The following is a 19,816-nucleotide window of genomic DNA, read 5'->3' as shown; positions in this document are numbered from 1 at the left end:
CCGACCGACGTCCATCGGGCGTCGGTCGGGGTGCTCGCAGCTGGCTAGACGGGCGGGTACGCAGGTGGCGGGTATCCGTTGCCGTCTTCGACCCCCCGCAACCCCCAGGTGAGGTACCTGAAGAAGTACTCGATCTCGTCGCTCATGTCGTAGTCCGGATTCGGATCCATTCAGTCCACCTTTCCGCTTGCGACCAAGTCGTGACAGAAGTCTAGTCGCATGCGTGTCCGTGCGACAGGCGTAGGGGCCTTGCTTAGACTGTCCAACCAGTTGATTGGTAACTTTCCTTGACCGGACCCGCGTCCGGCGACTCTGGGCAATGACGAAGAGAGTTGAGATGCCATCCGAGAACGGGCTCACGCGCCGCGAAGAGCTGTTGGCTGTTGCCACCAAGCTGTTCGCCGCCCGTGGCTACCACGGCACCCGGATGGATGATGTGGCCGACGTGATCGGGCTGAACAAGGCGACCGTTTACCACTACTACGCCAGCAAGTCGCTGATCCTCTTCGACATCTACCGGCAGGCCGCGGAGGGCACCCTGGCCGCTGTGCACGACGATCCGTCCTGGTCGGCCCGCGAGGCGCTCTACCAGTACACCGTCCGGCTGCTCACCGGGATCGCCAGTAATCCCGAACGGGCGGCCGTGTATTTCCAGGAGCAGCCCTACATCACCGAGTGGTTCACCACCGAACAGGTGGCCGAGGTGCGGGAAAAGGAAGCCCAGGTCTACGAGCATGTGCACGGCCTTATCGACCGCGGGATCGCCAGCGGCGAGTTCTACGAATGCGACTCGCATGTGGTGGCGCTGGGCTACATCGGCATGACGTTGGGCAGCTACCGGTGGCTGCGGCCGAGCGGGCGGCGCACCGCCAAGGAGATCGCCGCCGAATTCAGCACGGCGCTACTGCGAGGGCTCATTCGCGACGAGTCGATTCGGAAGAATTCTCCGCTCGGGCCGTAGCGCCACCGCCACGCCGGGTTACGTGATCGGCGGAATCAGTTCCAGCACGTCGCCGGCGGCGCCGCTGAGCAGCGACAGGCCCGTCACGCTCGGCTGACCCAGGAAGAAGTTCAGGCCCGGATCCAGCGACGGGACGTAGGGGTAGGCGGTCGGCAAAGCCGACTGCGGCAACAACCCGAGGTCGACCAGGGCGGCTTGCGGCCCTTGCACGGCGCCGATGGCGAGGTCGGGGAGGACGGTGAACGGGTTGGGTATCGACAGCAAGCTGGCGGGGGTCGGAACGTTGGCATAGTTGAGGCCCGGCCCGTAATCGCCGTAGCCCAAGTCCACCAGTACCCGCAGATCCGGCTGGAAGATGTCGGCGATGGGGTCGCCCAGCAAGGGGATTGAACGAATCGGCTGCACCAGCGGCAGATCCTGCGTCAGAAACATGTAGTAGTCGGTGCTGCCGGTATAGCCGGGCGAGGTCGGCAACTGCACCGCGTTGGCAACCTGAGCGGCCGTCAGATCGGGATACGTGTGGTGCAGGTAGAAATACCCCATGACGGCATTGAGGTCCGACACCGGATTGAGCGGGTATTGCGGGGCGTTGGCGACGCCGTCGTACTGGATCGTGTAAACGCTGGCCGGGTAGGGCGAATTCGGCGGGGTGGCGCCGTTGAACGGCACATCCAGGAACGGGATGTAGAAGCCGGGAAAGCGCTCGAGGATGCCGCCGACGGGGTTGTTGGGATCGCCGATCATGACGAAGGACAGCTGGCCCTGATACGGCGAGCCCGCTGCCATCAGGGCTCTGATCTCGTTGGTCGCGATGGTGGCGCTCTGCGAGTACCCGAAGACGACGGCGCTGTTTCCTTGCGTGAGCACTCCGGTGGGGCCTTGCAGGGCGTTGTCCAGCAGGGTGACGCCCTGGGAAACCGACTGGCCGAACGTGAGGTTTCCGAGGTTCGGTGAAACCGGCCAGAACTGCTCGGGCGTGAACACGCCCTGCGGCGTGGCGCCGGGAAAGCTGGGCTGGATGTACGAGTTGAAAACGTTCGTCACGTAGCCGGGATCGGGCGTCGGGTTGAATGTGCCGCCCATGATCAACGCGACCAGCGGGTCTGCGGACGTGGGCACCGACTTCAGCGCGACGATCCCGCCGGACGCTCCGGTGCCGGCCGACGTCGGCCCCAACAGGGACTGGAATGGCGAGGTGAGGGCACTTGGGACCGTCGGGGCACTTTGGGCGTTTGAGGCCGCCTCCATCAGCGCCGCGTTGCCGGCCTCCGCTTCTGTGTAGGCGCTGCCCGCGGCGGCCAGGTTCTGAGTGAACTGGGCGTGGAACGCCTCAGCCTGCGCGACGAGTGCCTGGTATTCCTCGCCGTACGCGCCGAACAGCTTTGCGATGGCCGCCGAGACTTCGTCCTCGGCCGCCGGCAGTAAAGCGGTGGTCGGGACCGCCGCGTTCGCGCTGGCCGTGCTTATCGCCGAACCGATGTCTGCTACGTTCCCAGCCGCATTCGCCAACATGTCCGGGGCGGTGAACACGTACGACATGTGGTCCTTCCCCTGGGCAAAAGTACGGACAGAGCATAGAAGGGTGCCGACGGGAAGTTCGCCGTTTCGCCCAACTCGATCCGGCTACCGGCTCGCGGGCCGCAAATGCCTGTCGAGGAAGGCGATCTGGTCGCCGACGACTCGTTCGAACGCGGCGTCGACATAGATCGCGAAGTGACCTTCGGGATACTTCTTCACCTCGCCCCGCGGAGCCTCGCCGGCGTAGCGCAGCGTGGGCCCCGCCGGAGCAACCGAGTCGCTCTCGCAGACGCAGAACAGGATCGGGCAGCCGATCCTCTTGGCACTGCGGCCCGGGCGGTAGGTGAGGATCTTGATGCCGATACGCGCCGCGACCTCGTTGCGCAATTCCACGCCGTCGGGCACCAACCTCAGGTAGCCGGCGTACGCGTCGGGAGCGGTCATCAACGCCACCTCGCCCGGTTTACCCGCCGTCGGGATCATGACCGGAGGTCTGCCCAGCCGGGCACCGACGAGGTCGCGCACCGCCCGCGCCGTGATGCGCGCCGCGGTCAGCGGATTGACCGCGCCGATGGACGCGATGCCGTCGGTAAACGGGCACTGCGCGACGACGGCGGCTACCCCCGGTAGCCGGGCTGCCGACGCGATCACGTGCCCGCCCCCGAACGACGTGCCCCACAAGCAGATACGGGAGTGGTCGATGCCGGCCAGGGTGCGGGCATAGGAAACAGCCGCGGCCCAGTCCGCAAGCTGCATGTCGATGTCGAGCAGTTGACCCGTCCGGCCCTCGCTGTCACCGAAGTTCCGGTAGTCGAACACCAGGCAGGCGTAGCCGGCCGCGCTGAACCGTTCGGCGTAGGCGTCCAGGCGCATGGTGCGGACCGCGCCCAGGCCGTGCGCCATCACCAGCAGTGGCGTGCCGCCCGCGCTCGCGCCGGGTCGGTACAGCCACGCGCTGATCAGGTCGTCGCCGGATTTGAACTGGACATCTTCCCGCTGTGCCATCAGGGGTCCAATTGTGCCCGGCCGCGGCTCGGGATGATAAATAGAGCCCGGTAAGGCGTCGTAAAAAATATGGACTACTGTCTAGAAAGTTTTCGGGGCTGTTCAGGCCGGGGACGAAAGGGACTCTCATGGCGATCCGCGTCGCCCATGTCGGCACCGGAAATGTCGGCCGGATGGCACTGACCGAGCTGATCACCAATCCGCAGTTCGAGCTGACGGGGTTGTGCGTGTCGACGCCGGAGAAGGTGGGCCGCGACGCCGGGGCACTCGCGGGCATCGATGTGGAGACGGGTGTCAGCGCCGTCTCCGACCTCGACGATGTGCTGACGGCCAAGCCCGACTGCGTCGTCTACTGCGCCATGGGCGACACCCGGCTGCCCGACGCCATGGACGACGTGATGCGCATCCTCGCCGCCGGCTGCAACGTCGTGGGATCCGCACCCGGGCTGCTGCAGTACCCCTGGGGTGTCATGCCCGACAAGTACATTGCCCGAGTGGAAGATGCTGCGAGGCAGGGCAATTCGAGCATCTTCATCAGCGGTGTCGATCCGGGGTTCGTCAACGACCTGTTGCCGTTCGCGCTCGCCGGCACCTGCCGGCGCATCGAGCAGGTGCGCTGCATGGAAATCCACGACTACGCCAGCTACGACGGCGCAGAAGTCATGTACTACATGGGATTCGCCCGCCCCCTGGACGAGGTGCCGATGCTGCTGCAACCGGGCGTGCTCAGCATCGCCTGGGGCACCGCGATCCGTCAGCTGGCCGCCGGCCTCGGTATCGAAGTCGACCAGATCACCGAGTCATACCAGCGCGAGCCGGCGCCCGAGGACTTCGACATCGCGGTGGGACACGTTCCCAAGGGAACCCAGGCCGTGCTGCAGTTCGAGATCCGCGGCATGGTCGACGGCCACCCGGCCATCATCGTCGAGCACATCACCCGACTGCGTCCCGACCTGCGACCCGACTGGCCGCAACCGGCCGCCGGCGGCGGCTCGTATCGCATCGAGATCACCGGCGAGCCGTCGTACGCCGTTGACATCGTGCCGAGCAGTCGAAACGGTGACCACAACTACGCCGCGATCCTCGGCGCTGCCGGGCGCATCGTCAACGCCATCCCGGCGGTGATCGCCGCGCCGCCGGGTATCAGGACGACACTCGACCTGCCGCTGGTCACCGGTGAAGGCCTGTACACACCAAATGCTTTGGTGACCAACTAAACCGAAAGGAACTAACTTCATGGGCCGAGTAGACGGAAAAGTGGCACTCATCAGTGGGGGTGCCCGGGGAATGGGTGCCCAGCATGCGCGAATGCTGGTGGCCGAAGGCGCAAAGGTGGTGATCGGCGACATCCTCGACGACGAGGGCAAGGCGCTCGCCGATGAAATCGGTGACGCCGCCCGCTATGTACACCTCGACGTCACGCAGCTCGAGCAGTGGGAAGCGGCGGTCGCGACGGCGACGGCAGATTTCGGCAAGCTGGATGTGTTGGTCAACAACGCCGGAATCGTCGCCCTGGGCCAGCTGCGCAAGTTCGACATGGACAAGTGGCAGAAGGTGATCGACGTCAACCTGACCGGGACGTTCCTCGGCATGCGGGTGGCCGTCGACCCCATGACGGAGGCCGGCGGCGGGTCGATCATCAATGTCTCGTCGATCGAGGGACTACGCGGCGCACCGTTGGTGCATCCCTATGTCGCGTCGAAGTGGGCAGTCCGCGGGCTGACCAAATCGGCGGCGCTCGAACTGGCGCCGTTGAATATCCGAGTGAACTCGCTGCACCCGGGTTTCATCCGCACCCCGATGACGGCCCACCTACCGGAGGACATGGTCACCATTCCACTCGGCCGCGCCGCCGATTCCAGAGAGGTGTCGACGTTCGTCGTCTTTCTTGCCAGCGATGACGCGTCCTACGCGACCGGCAGCGAGTTCATCATGGACGGCGGCCTGGTCACCGACGTGCCGCACAAACAGTTTTAAAGGCCCATGCCTCCCGCGAGCATGCTGCGGGATCTGGCGGCCGCGGTGGGCTCGAACCACGTGGTCACCGACCCCGACGTGCTGGCCGCTCGCAGCGTCGACCACACCGGACGCTATCGGGGCCGGGCCCGTGCCCTGGTACGACCCGGTTCGGCTGACCAGGTCGCCGAGGTGCTGCGAGTGTGCCGCGACGCGGGCGCATACGTCACCGTCCAGGGCGGCCGAACCTCATTGGTGGCGGGTACCGTGCCTGAACACGACGATGTGCTGCTGTCCACCGAAAGACTCTGCGCGGTAAGTGATGTCGATACCGTCGAGCGGCGCATCCAGGCCGGTGCCGGAGCCACCCTGGCGGCGGTGCAGCACGCGGCGAGCACCGCCGGGCTGTTGTTCGGCGTGGATTTGGGAGCCCGGGACACAGCGACGGTCGGGGGTATGGCGTCGACCAACGCCGGCGGGTTACGCACCGTCCGCTACGGCAACATGGGCGAGCAGGTCGTCGGGTTGGACGTCGCCTTGCCCGACGGTTCGGTGCTGCGCCGCCACAGCCGGGTGCGTTGCGACAACACCGGCTACGACCTGCCGGCGCTGTTCGTCGGAGCCGAAGGCACCCTGGGGGTCATCACCGGGCTGGACCTGCGGTTGCATCCATCGCCGTCGCACCGGGTGACGGCGATCTGCGGGTTCGCCGACCTCGAAGCACTGGTCGACGCCGGCCGCACATTCCGGGACCTGGACGGCATCGCCGCGCTGGAGATGGTCGACGCCCGGGTGGCCGCTTTGACCGGTGAGCATCTCGGGGTGGGTGCGCCCGTGGCGGGCGACTGGCTGTTGCTGGTGGAGCTGGCCGCAGACCACGACCAGACCGAGCGTCTGGCCGGCCTGCTCGAAAGCGTACGACTATGCGCCGAGCCCGCGGTCGGTGTGGATGTCGCTGCGCAGCAACGCTTGTGGCGGGTGCGCGAATTCGTTCCCGAAGTGCTCGGCGTGTATGGGCCACCGTTGAAGTTCGACGTGTCGTTGCCGTTGTCGTCGATCAGCGGGTTCGTAAGGGATGCAGTGGGTTTGGTCAGCTCACGGGTTCCCGAGGCGCTGCCGGTCGTGTTCGGTCACATTGGTGAGGGCAACCTGCATTTCAACGTGTTGCGTTGCGCGGTCGACGCCGAAGCAGAACTCTTCGCGGCGATGATGGACCTGACTGCGGCGGGCGGTGGCAACGTCAGCTCCGAGCACGGTGTCGGGAGCCGCAAGCGGGCTTACCTGTCGATGTCGCGGGAGGCCGCCGACATCGCGGCCATGCGCACCGTCAAGGCCGCGTTGGATCCCACCGGCTACCTGAACCCCGCGGTGCTGTTCTAGTCGCGTTGGCCGCGAAAGTGCAACTGCCGACGGTGCTACTCGAGAAACGCGTTGCCGGTTGCACTTTCGCGGGGACTAGCTCGTGTTTTTGATGCCGACGGCGTGGCGCAACTGGGCCAGGAACTGGTCGGCGTCGTCACTGCGGACGATGTAGTGCGAGATCGCGATCCGGATCACCGTCGCGGCCTTCACGGCGGCGTTGGGCCCGGGCAGCAGCCGTTGCAGACCCTCGCGCATCTCCGGGATCACCCGCGAGACCTGTCCGATGACGTGCTCGGGTTCGACGTCGACCATCCGGACCCCGGAGTATGAGTACTGCCATTCGACGATGAATCGCAGTGCGGCGTCCAGCCTTTCGACACCCTTCAAGCCCGCGGTCGCCTTGGCCAAGCCGCTTTCGAAGCTATGGCGCTCGTAGCGTGAAAACGCCGACAGCAGTTCCTGTTTGGAGGCGAACCAGCGGTAGAGGGTGGGCCGGGATACTCCGGCCTGGGCCGCGACTTCGGAAAGACTCAGCTTGGTGGTCCCGCTGCGTCCGAGTACCTCGGCGGTGGCCGCGAGAATGCGTTGGCGAGTCGAGGTGTCGGTTTCGCCGAAGTCTGTCGCCTGGGCCGGCTGGCTCATAGTTCAGACCCTAACCGCGTCTCCGGGCGGCTCGGGCGCCTTGGGCGGGGCCGAACCAGTACCGACTGCTGAATGGCGCCGATCGCGCCCCGCTCGTCGAACAGCGTGCCGACCGTGGTGCCGATGCCGTCGGGCCCGTAGTGGGTTTCCGCCCGGATACCGATCCAGTCGCCATCGGGGATCCGGAACACATGCGCGGCCAGATCGGTGTTGATGAACGTCCACTTGGTGATGTCCAGTTTGCTGCCGATGCCGTTGGCGCAGTCGGCCACCGCGAACAATCGCTCCACCTGGGTCATGGCCTCGCCTTTGACCAGGTCGACTGTCGGCTTGATCCAGGATTCCCCCGGGCCGGGCGTCAACGGTTCGGTCAGCCAGAGCCACTCCAGGCTGTGTACGTAGTTGCGGTCCCACTTCCGCGCCGCGAGGTTGCGTGGGTGCGCCTCGCTGACCGGGCGCGGAGGTGGCGTTGCCGAGTGCGCCACGGCCTGGGTGTCCAGCTGCTGCAATCGCCAACCGCTCGCCCGGGCGACGGCGCGCGGCCGGCCGTCGGGGCCGTCGGCCAGCATCTCGGCGGTGACCAGCTCGATCTGCTTGCCGCTGCGTTCCAGCGTTGGGCGGACCCACAGATCACCCTCGGCCGGCACCGGCCCCAGCAGGTCTATGACCACCCGGCTGAGCCTGGTGTCCTCGCGTCGTTCGCATCGCTCCAGGGCGCGCACCAGCAGCGCCGATACGGGTGCGCCGTGCTGTATCGACGCCGACCAGGTGCCCCGGGCCAGGTCGGTGGCGCGGAACTTCTCCCCGAGATCGTCGGTGTCCCAGGCGAGCAGCTCGTAATACGAATCAGACATGCGTTCACCTTTGCAAAGTTTTTCAGGGCAGACCGGCACCGGGCGTGGCGACCGTGACGGCGTCGAGGCGGGACAGGCGGGTGCCGGCCAGCCGCTGGGGATAGGCGTCGGTGCTCGACAGCAGGAACAGCGTGCGACGCTCCGGGCCGCCGAGCGTGCAGGCGATGGCCACCCGGTCGCCGATGTCGATACGGTCCGTCACGGCGCCACCCTCGACTATCCGCTCGAACTGATGTGCCAGCGTCATCGACGTCCAGACTCCGCCGTCGGCGTCGAGCGCGATGCCGTCCGGCGGGCCGTCGAGGCCGTCGGCGAAGACGCGTCGGTCGCGCAGCGCGCCGTCGTCGCCGATGGTGTAGGCCGTCAGTTGCCGGGCGATCGACTCGGCGACAATCAGCGTCGTGCGGCCCGGCGTGATGACCATCCCGTTGGGAAAGTCGAGGTCGTCGGCGACGACGGTGGTGCTGCCGTCGGGATCGAGGCGCACGATGAGGCCGTTCCCGAACGCCTGCGACCCGATGTAGGCGCGCCCGGCGTCGTCGACGACCATGTCGCCGAGGTTGGCAGGAGTTATGTGGGACAGATCGGCAACGGTGACCACGGTTTCGCCGTCGTAGCGCAGGACCTGGCGGTCGTCGGTCGACACGATCAACAGTGAGCCGTCCGGCCGAAAACCGAGGCCCGACGGCGTGTGGCCGGGCAGCGGCAGCGTGGTCAACGAGCCGCGCATGTCCGAGGTGTGTACGGCCTCGCCCAGCATGTCGGAGAACCACAGCAGTCCCTCGAACCACCGTGGTCCTTCGCCGAAGCAAAAGCCCTGGGCAAGGGCGGTGGGCTCGGTCATGACGTTACAAAACACTGCAGAAGTGTCATGCACTGACGGTATCCCTGTCAACGTGGGGCGGCACGTGCCCCAGCTTTACAAGCAATGCGCAAAGTGTCACGCTGAGCCGTGAGTTCCGGGAGCGAGAGGTGAGCGTCTTGACGACAGAATCTGATCAAGCCCAGTGGTCGGTAGGCGGCCTGCTCGATCTGTTCGACGTAGCGGCGGACGGGTCCGACCGATTCACCGGCGACACCGGCCTCGCGGGTCAGGACGGTCGGCAGGTGGTGGAAGGCACTCAGGTGCTCGCCCAGGCGATTGTCGCTGTGGCCAAACGATTTCCGGACAAATCGGTGCGGTCGGCGCACGCGGTCTTCTCCCGTGCCGTCACGGTCGGGCCGCCGGTCGAACTGGTCCTCGACGTGGTTGCCGAGGGCCGCTCCACCGCCACCGCGGTCGTCGCCGCGCACCAGAACGGCCGGCGCTGTATGAGCGTGACGGTGCTGGCCGACGTCCCGACCGACGACGTCATCCGCCACCACTTGCCGCGGCCCGATGTGGCCGGCCCGGCCGAGGCGAACCCCGCGGAGATGCCGATGATCGGACGTGAGTTGCGGCTGGTCGACGTCGTCGATGTCAACAGCCCGGATGAGGTCGGGCCGCCGGAGCTCTATGCGTGGCTGCATTACGACCCGGTCCCCGAGCGGGACGATCTGGCCAAGGCTCTCCTCGCCTATTTCACCGGCCATCTGGGCATCTCCACGACCATGCGCGCGCACCCCGGCATCGGAACCAGTCAGGCGCACCTGACCGTGTCCACCGCACCGATGACGATCTCGGTCGCCTTCCACGAACCGGTGCGCTGGGACGGCTGGCTGCTGTACACCCACGAGAGCACCCAGGTCGGAGCGGGGATGTCCTACGTGCGCGGAGCGGTGCACACCGAGCAGGGCGAGCTGTTGGCGTCCTTCGCCCAGGAATCGCTGATTCGCCCGCTGCGCACCAGCGACACCGCGATCGACTCACGGTCCCGTTTCTAGCGCCCCGCAACGACCATGCATTTCGCGATCACTCACCCGATGCACAGCCATCCCTACAACCCGGAGTTGTTGAGCGGGGACAGCATTGCCGCTGTGGCGGCGGCTGCCGAGGCCGCGGGATTTCACGGATTCGGCTTCACCGACCACCCCGCACCGTCGCAGCGCTGGCTGGAAGCCGGCGGACACGACGCGTTGGATCCTTTCGTGGCGTTGGGTTTCGCCGCCGCGCGGACGACGCGGATACGCCTGGTGCCCAATATCGTGGTGCTGCCTTACCGAAATCCGTTTGTGGTGGCCAAGTCTGGTGCGACGCTGGCCCTGTTGTCGGGGGACCGTTTCACCCTCGCCGTCGGCGTGGGCTACCTCAAGCGGGAGTTCGCGGCGCTGGGCGTGAACTACGACGAGCGCGCCGAACTCTTCGAGGAAGCCCTGCAGGTGATCCGGGCGGTCTGGTCCGGCGACGACATTTCTATCGACGGAAAGCATTTCAGCGCCCGCGGTATCACCGCACACCCCCGGCCGAGCAGTCAGCCGCCGATATGGGTCGGGGGCAACACGACGGCGTCTCGCCAGCGAGTCGCCCAGTACGGCGACGGCTGGTGTCCGTTCCCCGCCCCGGCGCAGCTGGCGCAGACGGCGGGCACCGCGGTCATCGACTCGGTGCAGCGTCTGAGCGAGGGCATCGACGACTTGCGGTGCCGATGCGATGCGGCGGGCCGAGACTGGTCGGCGATCGACATCACCTTCACCAACTTCGAAGGCGGCAGCCCCGCCGGCGACGAGTTTCATGCCGATGCGTACCTGAGTGGTCTGGAAAAGCTTGCCGCCGTTGGTGTTACCTGGGTGCAGGTCGGTTTGCCCGGTGACAGTCTGGCCCATGCGCTGGACACCATCGACCGCTTTCGGGCGCTTGTCATCGACGTGATGTGAATGGATTTCTCAGAGGTCGCGCTGAGCGCGGAGGAGCAGGCTTTCCGAGACAGCACGCGGGCGTTCCTGGCCGAGTATGTCACCGACGAGGTACGCCGGCGTGACCGGGAGCTGGGCGAAAACTTCGATGAGCGAGTGCATTTGGCGCTCGGTGAGGCGGGTTACCTGGCTGCGGACTGGAAGCTCGAATCCGAAAGTGGATTCGACCCCGTGCGCCGGCGGATCTTCGAACTCGAGATCGCCAGGGCTCACACGCCTTGGTACCACTGGGGAACGACGTCCGTCGTGGCCCGGTTGGTAAAGCAGTTCGGCAAGCCGGACCTGAGCAGGCAAGTCTTGCCAGGCGTACTCTCCGGGGAGATACGGCTTTGTCTGGGCTACACCGAACCGGAAGGCGGCTCGGATGTCGCCACTTGCAAGACCCGTGCGGTGCGGGACGGCGACGGCTGGATCATCAACGGCTCCAAGATGTTCACCTCCAACGCGCAGAACGCGAAGTACGTGTTTCTGCTCACCAACACCGATCCGCAAGGGCCGAAACACAAGAACCTCACCATGTTCCTGGTGCCGCTGGATTCCCCGGGCATCGAGATTCAGGGCATCCGCACGCTGGACGGCGATCGCACCAACATCGTCTACTACAGCGACGTGCGCGTCGACGACCTCTACCGGATTGGCGACGTCAACGGTGGCTGGACGGTGATGCGGTCCGCACTGGACTCCGAGCACGGCATCGTCGACCCCGAAGACCATGGCTTGCAGAATATTTCGGCGATGTCCGGGCACGGGATGCTGATGGCCGAGGCGGTGGACACGGTCGCGGCTCGTGCCGACACGGGCGATGATTCGGTGCGATACCGACTCGGCCGTAGCTTTGCGCGGATGGAAGCGGCGCTGTCCACTCCGGGCATGTTCGGACGCGTCGCGCTCGCCCAGACGATGCGCGACGTCTCGCCGGACCTGATGGACATCTTGGGCAGCGCATCGGCGCTGCCGGCCGATGCTCCGGGTGCCGTGGGCGACGGTGCGGCGGAATACCTCTTCCGGTTGGCGCTACCGACCGGCATCTACGGCGGCACACTCGAAGTGTTCCGCAACATGATCGCGCAGCATGAGCTCTGCCTCGGACGCCCTAGCTACCAGTAGCCGCGAGAGTGCAACTGCCCAGGGTGACACTCGGGAAATGCGTTGTCAGTTGCACTTCGCGGAGTCAGCCGGGCAGCTCGGCCAGCACGTCGGCGCGGGTTTCGTCGAAGCTGAGAAATCCCTTGATCGGCAGGCTTTCCGGAAGCGGGTCCGGGTAACTCCAAGCGACGTCGTCGACCACCGTGTCGTTGATGACCGCGGACCAGTAGGCCGCCGGGCCCTTGTAGTTGCAGTAGCTCGTCGTAGCCGTCCGCTGCAGCAGATCGGTGCGAACATGCGCGGGGTCCACGTAAAGTCGCGGTGCGAGCGCGGTTTCGAAAAGGATGACGGTGTCGTGGGTGTCCACCAACACGGTGTCGGCCACCGCCACGCGCAGATGGCGCTGTGTGGGACGGCAGTCCACCCGGTGGTACGGATTCGGCGGGTAATGGACGAGTTTGCGGCCTTCCTCCAGCCAGGTATCGACGGAATCCCATGGCACGTGGACAAAACCGGGCGCCTCCGGTTCGGGCTCGGCTGGTAGGTCGGCGATTTCGTCGACCGGGAAAACATAGCTGAGCGGACGGCCGTGTCGGTGCACCATCAGCGCGTGTTCGGTGTCGATCACCAGCTGGTTTTGTCGAAAAGCCTGTATCCGCCGCGGATGTGGCTCGATATAGATGAGCCCCGCGGGCACCTGGGGAGCGAACCGTCCGGCGGGATCATTGCTCAGCGGACCGCGTCCGGCAACCAGACTCATGCTCACCTCTTCCTCGCCGACTGTGGACTCATTGTGCGCGTATCTCGGGGTCGCCGTAACACAACCCCACATTCGCCGGTAGGAATAAGTGATGGCTGGACCGGTGGAAGGCATCAAAGTCGTCGAGCTCGGAGTGTGGGTGGCCGGACCGGCTACCGGCGGCATCCTGGCTGATTGGGGCGCCGACGTCGTCAAGATCGAACCACCGACCGGCGATCCGGGACGGCTGTTCGGCCGGATGCTGGGCTGCGACCTCGGGGTCAACCCGCCGTTCGAGATGGATAACCGCTCCAAGCGGAGCATCGTGCTGGACCTCACCACCGCCGACGACCTCGATACCGCATTCGAATTGCTCTCCGACGCAGATGTTTTCGTGACCAATGTGCGTCCGGGAGCATTGCAGCGGCTCGGACTGGACTACGAGTCGGTACACGACCGCAACTCTCGGCTGGTCTACGGACTGATCACCGGCTACGGCGAAACCGGGCCCGACGCCGACCGCGCGGCCTACGACGTGGCGGCGTTCTGGTCGCGCGCGGGCGTCGCCCACCTGCTCACCCGGCCCGGGGACACGCCGCCGTTTCAGCGTGGCGGCATGGGCGACCATTCGGCCGGCATGACCCTGGCCGCCGCCGTATGTGCGGCGCTGCTGGCCCGCGAGCGCACCGGTGCAGGACAGCTGGTGACCACCTCGCTGTACCGTCAGGGCGCCTACACCGTGAGCTTCGACCTCAACACCTACCTGCTCACCGGTCAACCGATCGCGATCGGACAGCGGGAGTCGATGGGCAACCCATGCATGAACAACTACGCCGCGGGCGACGGTCGGCGTTTCTGGATCGTCGGGCTGGAGGTCGACCGGCACTGGCCTGCGCTGTGCCGCGCCGTCGGGCGGCCGGAGTGGCTGACGGATCCGCGATATGGCGACGCCCGGTCCCGGGCCGCCAACGCGGGTCAACTCGTCGCCGCCCTGGATGAAATCTTCGCGACGAAGTCGCTCGACGAATGGGCGGAGGTCTTCGCAAGCTAACCGGATTTCTTCTGGTCGCCGGTCAACGCGCTGGAGGATGTCGTCGCCGACGAACAGTTCCACGCCGCGGGCGGGATCGTCGACGTGCCGGACGGAGACGCGAATATTCCGATGGTCGCCACCCCGGCGGATTTCCATGGCACACCGTGGGCGCCACGTTCTGCCGCACCGCAACTCGGGCAGCACACCGACGAAGTGCTCGCCGAACTCCGGGCGCGCCACAAGGCCTGACGCATCGCGCGGACCTTTACAAAATCGCCTTGAAGTGTCACGCTGTCCGGTGAGCCGCGTCACCCCGGCGGACCGGGCGGTGAGGCGGCGACAGCCCATGACAAGCGCCCAGGCCACGCCGTAGGCACCACGATCCGTGGCAATGGGAATGGTGAGGAATGGATGGATGGTCACCGGAACTTTCGACATCAGCGACTACCGCAGACGAGGTGCAGCGAGGCGACCTCGTGCGGATGCAGAGAGCCTGCGATACCGACTCGACGTGGTGGCCGCCAGCACGCGCGACGCGGTGTGCGCGGCGGGCGGCTGGATGTACGACCGGGTGACGGCCGGTTGGGAGGTGACCGTGCTGTTGCCACAGGGCTCAGACGTCCGGCCCCTGCGGATTCTCGGGGTAGCGGCGGTGGATCTGGAGTCGTGGTTCACCCGCTCGGTGGGACAGAGCCTGGCGGTCAGCGCCGAGGCGTTCACCGCGGATACGACCGTTCAGGCCCGCGTCCTCAAGGCGCTGAATCACCGGTCTACGGACGTCGCCCTATGGGGTGACGGTTGGCCGCCCGAAGTGAATCGGGGGGTGACCAGAGTGCAGCACGTGCTCAGCGGCGCGGCGCGGATGTTCAAGGGCCACGCGCTTGCCGCAGCTGGGATTAGCTGCGACGCAGTCGATTCCACCGAGGCACTGTTGCGTGACGCGGCTAGTTGCCCACCGGTCGAATCGGAGCTGATCCGGCTTGGCTAGCAATATGAAGAAGTACTACCGTCACACGCTGCTGTACCTGCACGAGACGATCGCGCTGGGTTCCGGTCGAAGTGACCGCTTTACCGAGCTTTTCGCAGACATCTATCTGCCGATGATGGACGAGCTCGGCGCGCGACTGTTCGCAATGTGGGAATGCACTCCCTACAACGGACACTGGCCGCAGGCGACGATCATCTGGGAGATCGACGGGTTCGCCGACTACGCGCGGATCGGCGCCGCCCAGGCACGCGGCGGCAGCCATGAGGTCGCGGCCGGGAAGTGGTCGACGTTTCTGGCTGACATCGGCGCGTCGGGGGAGGGCCGCATCATGTACCCCGGGCCGAGCAACAAAACGCTGGCTCAGCTGCGCGAGGCGAACTTCACTGCGCCGCTTGTGATTCAAGAGATCATGCAGACCAAGCCGGGCCGTCAGGATGACTACATCCGCGAGCTGGAGCGCCTCTATGTCCCATGGTCGGAGCGCACCGGCAAACGATGGCTGGGCTCATTCACCACCACGTTCCGCTACAACGAGGTCATCCACTACTGGGCTCTGGACGGCGGCTGGGAGTGTTTCGAGCAGCACTACCCGTCCTGGAAGCACAACCCGCCCGCCGAGATCGTCACCTGGATGAGCGTGGCACCGGCCCTGCGCGACGGCTGGGAGGACTCGATTCTGCAGGCCCTGCCACCATCACCACTGCAGTGAATAGTCCGTCGGGCTTCCGGTACGACCCTTTCGACGCAGAAGTAATGGCAAATCCGTTGCCCTACTACCGGATTCTGCGTGACCAGCATCCGGCGTATTACCTGCCGCAGTGGGACACTTTTGCCCTCTCGCGATTCGACGACATCTGGCGGGTGCTGGAGGTGAACGACGGCACATTCGTTGCGTCCGAAGGGACCTTGCCGGCCGCGTCGGTGCTGGCCAACCACAACACCGGGCCGGTCGACGACCCGCCGCTGCATCCGCTGCCGTTCCACGCGGTGTTCGACGCCGATCTGTACGGACAGATCCGCCGCGCACATTCGCAGCCGTTGCGGCCGCGGCCGGTGGCCGGGCTGGAGGCCAGAATTCGCGAGTTGGCCAACCAGCGACTCGATGTGCTGTTGCCGCAAGGCTCATTCGACTTGACCCAGGACTACGGCGGTGTCGTGGTGGCCTCGATCGTATGCGAACTCCTCGGCATACCAACCGATCTCGCACCGGAAGTGCTGGCTGCCGTCAACGCCGGAAGCCTCGCCGAACCCGGCGTCGGTGTCGACACCGCGCAATCGCGGCCCAACTATCTGGAATTCCTGGTACCCGTGGTCCAGCGGCGCCGCGCTCGCCAATCCGACGACGCGCTGCCTATTGTCGACGGGCTGCTGGGCTATCGGCTGCCCGACGGCAGCGACCTCGATGACGTCGAGATCGCCACCCAGATGCTGTGCATCTTCATCGGCGGGACGGAAACGGTGCCCAAGATCGTCGCCCATGGATTGTGGGAGCTGAGCCGGCGGCCCGAACAGTTGGCCGCGGTGCGCGCGAACCCAGCGGCCAATGTGCCCGTCGCACGCGAAGAGATGATCCGCTACTGTGCGCCCGCGCAATGGTTCGCCCGAACGGCACGCAAGCCCTTCACAATTCACGATCAGACCATCGAGCCGGGTCAGCGCGTGATCACGTTGCTGGCCTCGGCCAACCGTGATGAGCGGGAATATCCCGAACCCGACGAGTTCGTCTGGAACCGGCCCATTCGTCGCTCCCTGGCATTCGGCCGCGGCCAGCACTTCTGCATCGGCTATCACTTGGCCCGGCTGGAAGTTGCTGTGCTGCTACAGGAATGGCTGCGTCGGGTTCCGGACTTCGCGATACACAGCGAGCAGGCCACTCGGCTGCCCTCCAGTTTTCAATGGGGCTGGAACAATATCCCGGTGGCGGTGTGACGTGTGGTCTTACCGGATCGTCGCCCCCTATCTCTTCGAGCGGACGCAGATCGCCGACAAGACCCCCGAATCGCTGGCCGATGGTCAAGTGCTACTGCGGTTCTTGGCGGCCGGCGTGTGTGGTAGCGATCTGCCCGCGTTTCGCGGCGCGCGGGGCCGGCTTCCGGGAGATGACGGCCGCAGCGCGGCGGAGAAGGACGGTTTCTCAGTCCACGAAGTGGCCGGCGAGGTAATCGCGAGCCGGCACCCGCAACACCGCGCGGGCGACCGGGTAGTGGGCTGGGCATCGGGATTCGACGGCCTGATGGAGCGGGTGATCAGCGACGGCGACGGGCTGGCGCCTTACGATCCGTCGCTAACCCCGGCACAGGCGGTCGGGCTGCAACCGCTGGCGTGCGTCCTCTATGCGTGTGAGCAGCTGCCGGACCTTGCCGACCGCCATGTGGCGGTGATCGGGCAAGGTTCGCTCGGGTTGCTGTTCTCCTATGTCGCCAAAGCGGCCGGGGCCAGGCGTGTCACCGGAGTCGATCCACTCGATCGCGAAAAGCTGTCCAGCGCATTCGGAGTCGACGAGGCGGTCCGCGCTACCAGCGACCGCTGGGTGAGCCAGCTGGCGCCCGGCGACCGCGCGGACATCGTCATCGAAGCCGTCGGTCACCAGGTTGCTACCCTGGATCACGCCATCGCCGCGGCGGCGCCGGCCGGCACGGTTTTCTATTTCGGCGTTGCCGACGACGATTCCTACCCGATTAACATGCGCACCATGCTGCGCAACAATCTGACGCTGAAATCCGGTGTGACACTTGACAGACGGCGGATGCTGGAAACGGCCGGGAAGTTCGTCGCGGAGCATCCGGCGCTACTCGGCGCATATCTGACGCACACGTTCGGTGTCGACGAGGTGCAGTCCGCGTTCGAGCTGGCCTGCCGACCCGTTCCCGAGCGCGTCAAGATCGCGATCGCGGACTGAACATGGTCGAGAACCTCACCAGCAACCTGCAGCGGGCGCTGAGCCGCGGAACGCCGCTCTTTGGTGGATGGATCACCGGGCCGACGATGATCGGCCCCGACGAATTCGCTCGCGCCGGTTACGATTACGTCGGTCTCGACGCCCAGCACGGGTACCTCGACGACGCGGGCATCGCCGTGATGCTCCGCCACATCGAACATGTGCCCATCGGCACCGTGGTGCGACTACCCGACGCCGCCCCGGCGCCGATCGGGCGGGTGCTGGACGCCGGTGCCGACGCCGTCGTCATCGCGATGATCGAGTCTGCCGAGCAGGCGGCGGCGGCGGTGGCCGCCACCCGTTATCCGCCGTCGGGCATCCGCAGCTTTGGGCCGCTGCGCGCCAGCATGGGCTACGACGCCGCCGCCCTCGCATCTCGAGTGAGCGTATTCGCGATGATCGAAACGGGCGCCGCGCTCTCCGACCTGGATCGAATCTGCGCCGTCGAAGGCCTGGCCGGAATCTATGTCGGCCCCGCCGATTTGGCCATCTCGATGGGTTTCGACGCCGTCGGGGCGACCAGAAAGCCAGAAGTCCTGGATGCGATAGTGCGCATCCATCGCACCGCCACGGCAGCCGGCCTGGTCACCGGTGTCCATGCCGGCGAGGGCAAGGCCGGACGTGCCATGTGCCAGTTGGGTTTTCGAATGGTCACCCTAGCCGCTGAATCACAAGCGCTGCGGCGCGGTGCAGCGGATTACCTTCGTGAGGCGACCGCGCAATGAATGGTGACCAGGCTGCGATTCGCGAGCTAATTGCCCGCTACGCGCTCTCACTCGACGCCGGTGACATCGACCAGTGTGTGGAACTGTTCGCCGAGGATTCCGAATTCCTGGTCTACGGGAAGTCTTTCGCGGGGCGCCAGGGTATCGGCGGCATGTTCCGGGAGGCGCCTCACGGGCTGCATCTGACCGGAGTCTCGCGGATCGATGTCGACGGCGATACCGCGACGGCTCGATCCCAGGTGCTGTTCGTCCGGGCCGGCAGCCTGCAGCTTCGGCCAGCTCTGTACGACGACGAATTGGTGCGTGATGGCGGCTACTGGCGCTTCCGTCGGCGGCGATGCCGGTTCGTCACCATCCACGGCCTGTCCGACACCCCCGAGGTTCCGTGACCATGACACGTGTGGCATTGGTGACCGGAGCGGCCGGAGGTCAAGGCTGGGCGATCATCGAACGGCTTGAGGCGCAAGGCTATTGCGTGGCCGCCTGCGACCGGCGCTCAAACGAGCTTTCTGCCGCGGTGGACGGGTTGGGCACCGGCGACGTGATCGGAATCGGACTCGACGTGACTTCGCCACAACAGTGGGAGGCGGCCGTCGAAACCGTCATCGACCGATTCGGATCGCTGACCACGCTGGTCAACAATGCCGGGGTGTTACACCGCGCATCGTTGGCCGACGAGACCGTCGCGGACTTCGAAAACGCTTGGCGAGTCAACTGTCTGGGCGCCTTCCTCGGCATGCATGCCGCGCTCGATCATCTGCGTGAGGCGGAAGACGCTGCCATCGTGAACATCTGCAGTACCGGGGCGATCCGCCCCTTTCCGCAGCACTGCGCCTACGGCTCGTCGAAATGGGCATTGCGGGGACTGACCCAGACCGCCGCGGCCGAGCTGGCGCCCTTCGGAATCCGCGTCAACGCCGTATTCCCGGGGCCGGTCGCCACCCCGATGCTCGATGACGCAACCCAGCAGCGGCTGGTCAGGTCATCGACCTTGGGACGGCTCGGCCGTCCCACCGAGATTGCCGACGCGGTAGCGTTTTTGGTCTCGCCGGAAGCGTCGTTCATCACCGGTTCCGAACTCGTCGTCGACGGCGGACAATGCCTGCAGATCCGCTGATGGAATTGGAAGGCGTCGATCGGCTCTACCCGGAGCTGCGCAGTACCTTCGTCCCGCGGT

21 protein-coding genes and 1 pseudogene are annotated in these 19,816 nt (G+C 66.0%); 15 read left to right on the top strand and 7 right to left on the bottom strand.

All coding sequences use genetic code 11. From position 1 onward, the window contains the following. Positions 1-44: 44 nt before the first annotated feature. Positions 45-170, bottom strand: coding sequence for a hypothetical protein (locus A9W99_RS26400; RefSeq protein WP_156622914.1), 126 nt, complete (start codon positions 168-170; stop codon positions 45-47). A gap of 167 nt (positions 171-337) precedes the next feature. Between A9W99_RS26400 and A9W99_RS02920 the strand changes: the two genes are divergently transcribed. Next, complete coding sequence (locus A9W99_RS02920) at positions 338-961, top strand: TetR/AcrR family transcriptional regulator (RefSeq protein ID WP_067373076.1); 624 nt, start codon at positions 338-340, stop codon at positions 959-961. An 18-nt stretch (positions 962-979) separates the two neighbouring features. Here A9W99_RS02920 and A9W99_RS02915 read toward each other — a convergent pair whose 3' ends face one another. Continuing rightward, positions 980-2,500 carry a PE-PPE domain-containing protein gene (locus A9W99_RS02915; RefSeq protein WP_067373073.1) on the bottom strand — a complete coding sequence of 507 codons (1,521 nt, stop codon included), beginning with the start codon at positions 2,498-2,500 and terminating at the stop codon, positions 980-982. A gap of 84 nt (positions 2,501-2,584) precedes the next feature. Continuing rightward, entirely contained in the window at positions 2,585-3,484 is a 900-nt protein-coding gene (locus tag A9W99_RS02910) for an alpha/beta hydrolase (protein ID WP_067373070.1), read from the bottom strand. Between the two features lie 128 nt (positions 3,485-3,612). Here A9W99_RS02910 and A9W99_RS02905 point away from each other — a divergent pair, with 128 nt between their 5' ends. The 3 genes from A9W99_RS02905 to A9W99_RS02895 are packed head-to-tail and all read left to right on the top strand — an operon-like array spanning position 3,613 to position 6,820. Beyond that, positions 3,613-4,701, top strand: coding sequence for a diacylglycerol kinase (locus A9W99_RS02905; protein ID WP_067373067.1), 1,089 nt, complete (start codon positions 3,613-3,615; stop codon positions 4,699-4,701). A 19-nt stretch (positions 4,702-4,720) separates the two neighbouring features. Further along, positions 4,721-5,461, top strand: a complete 741-nt coding sequence (locus tag A9W99_RS02900; RefSeq protein ID WP_067373064.1) for a glucose 1-dehydrogenase — start codon at positions 4,721-4,723, stop codon at positions 5,459-5,461. A 21-nt stretch (positions 5,462-5,482) separates the two neighbouring features. After that, complete coding sequence (locus A9W99_RS02895) at positions 5,483-6,820, top strand: FAD-binding oxidoreductase (protein ID WP_067373061.1); 1,338 nt, start codon at positions 5,483-5,485, stop codon at positions 6,818-6,820. Between the two features lie 75 nt (positions 6,821-6,895). Here the strand turns inward: A9W99_RS02895 and A9W99_RS02890 are convergent, their stop codons facing one another. The 3 genes from A9W99_RS02890 to A9W99_RS02880 are packed head-to-tail and all read right to left on the bottom strand — an operon-like array spanning position 6,896 to position 9,142. Next, a complete protein-coding gene (locus A9W99_RS02890; protein WP_067373058.1) occupies positions 6,896-7,444 on the bottom strand; it encodes a TetR/AcrR family transcriptional regulator in 549 nt (182 codons plus the stop codon). Then, positions 7,441-8,298, bottom strand: coding sequence for a thioesterase family protein (locus tag A9W99_RS02885; RefSeq protein WP_067373055.1), 858 nt, complete (start codon positions 8,296-8,298; stop codon positions 7,441-7,443). The genes A9W99_RS02890 and A9W99_RS02885 overlap by 4 nt, the downstream gene beginning before the upstream one ends. A 22-nt stretch (positions 8,299-8,320) precedes the next feature. Next, complete coding sequence (locus A9W99_RS02880; protein WP_067373051.1) at positions 8,321-9,142, bottom strand: SMP-30/gluconolactonase/LRE family protein; 822 nt, start codon at positions 9,140-9,142, stop codon at positions 8,321-8,323. A gap of 128 nt (positions 9,143-9,270) precedes the next feature. On the opposite strand from A9W99_RS02880, the gene A9W99_RS02875 reads away from it, so the two are divergent. The 3 genes from A9W99_RS02875 to A9W99_RS02865 are packed head-to-tail and all read left to right on the top strand — an operon-like array spanning position 9,271 to position 12,237. Further along, entirely contained in the window at positions 9,271-10,161 is an 891-nt protein-coding gene (locus A9W99_RS02875) for an acyl-CoA thioesterase II (protein WP_067373048.1), read from the top strand. Between the two features lie 15 nt (positions 10,162-10,176). After that, positions 10,177-11,091 carry an LLM class F420-dependent oxidoreductase gene (locus A9W99_RS02870; protein ID WP_067373045.1) on the top strand — a complete coding sequence of 305 codons (915 nt, stop codon included), beginning with the start codon at positions 10,177-10,179 and terminating at the stop codon, positions 11,089-11,091. After that, a complete protein-coding gene (locus A9W99_RS02865) occupies positions 11,092-12,237 on the top strand; it encodes an acyl-CoA dehydrogenase family protein (protein ID WP_067373042.1) in 1,146 nt (381 codons plus the stop codon). Positions 12,238-12,301: 64 nt separating this feature from the next. Here A9W99_RS02865 and A9W99_RS02860 read toward each other — a convergent pair whose 3' ends face one another. Then, entirely contained in the window at positions 12,302-12,976 is a 675-nt protein-coding gene (locus A9W99_RS02860; RefSeq protein ID WP_067373039.1) for a DUF427 domain-containing protein, read from the bottom strand. Between the two features lie 91 nt (positions 12,977-13,067). Between A9W99_RS02860 and A9W99_RS02855 the strand changes: the two are divergent. The 8 genes and pseudogenes from A9W99_RS02855 to A9W99_RS02820 all read left to right on the top strand — a co-directional run bounded on the left by A9W99_RS02855 (position 13,068) and on the right by A9W99_RS02820 (position 19,756). Further along, a pseudogene (locus tag A9W99_RS02855) lies at positions 13,068-14,237 on the top strand (CaiB/BaiF CoA transferase family protein). A gap of 166 nt (positions 14,238-14,403) precedes the next feature. Continuing rightward, complete coding sequence (locus tag A9W99_RS02850) at positions 14,404-14,976, top strand: hypothetical protein (protein WP_067373036.1); 573 nt, start codon at positions 14,404-14,406, stop codon at positions 14,974-14,976. Positions 14,977-14,980: 4 nt separating this feature from the next. Then, the gene (locus A9W99_RS02845) at positions 14,981-15,685 is read left to right on the top strand and encodes an NIPSNAP family protein (RefSeq protein WP_067373032.1); all 705 of its coding nucleotides are present in this window, start codon (positions 14,981-14,983) and stop codon (positions 15,683-15,685) included. Between the two features lie 44 nt (positions 15,686-15,729). Then, complete coding sequence (locus A9W99_RS02840; protein ID WP_067373029.1) at positions 15,730-16,905, top strand: cytochrome P450; 1,176 nt, start codon at positions 15,730-15,732, stop codon at positions 16,903-16,905. 1 nt (position 16,906) lies between these two features. Beyond that, positions 16,907-17,875, top strand: a complete 969-nt coding sequence (locus A9W99_RS02835) for a zinc-binding dehydrogenase (protein WP_067373026.1) — start codon at positions 16,907-16,909, stop codon at positions 17,873-17,875. 2 nt (positions 17,876-17,877) lie between these two features. Then, positions 17,878-18,639 carry an HpcH/HpaI aldolase/citrate lyase family protein gene (locus A9W99_RS02830; RefSeq protein WP_067373023.1) on the top strand — a complete coding sequence of 254 codons (762 nt, stop codon included), beginning with the start codon at positions 17,878-17,880 and terminating at the stop codon, positions 18,637-18,639. Then, a complete protein-coding gene (locus A9W99_RS02825; RefSeq protein WP_067373020.1) occupies positions 18,636-19,028 on the top strand; it encodes a nuclear transport factor 2 family protein in 393 nt (130 codons plus the stop codon). Before A9W99_RS02830 ends, A9W99_RS02825 begins: the two co-directional genes overlap by 4 nt. Before the next feature lie 2 nt (positions 19,029-19,030). Then, a complete protein-coding gene (locus A9W99_RS02820; RefSeq protein WP_067373017.1) occupies positions 19,031-19,756 on the top strand; it encodes an SDR family NAD(P)-dependent oxidoreductase in 726 nt (241 codons plus the stop codon). The last annotated feature ends 60 nt before the right edge of the window (positions 19,757-19,816 follow it).

Source organism: Mycobacterium sp. 1164966.3 (assembly GCF_001665395.1).
In the GTDB taxonomy this organism is placed as follows: domain Bacteria; phylum Actinomycetota; class Actinomycetes; order Mycobacteriales; family Mycobacteriaceae; genus Mycobacterium.
This window is presented reverse-complemented; position numbering and strand designations above follow the sequence as displayed.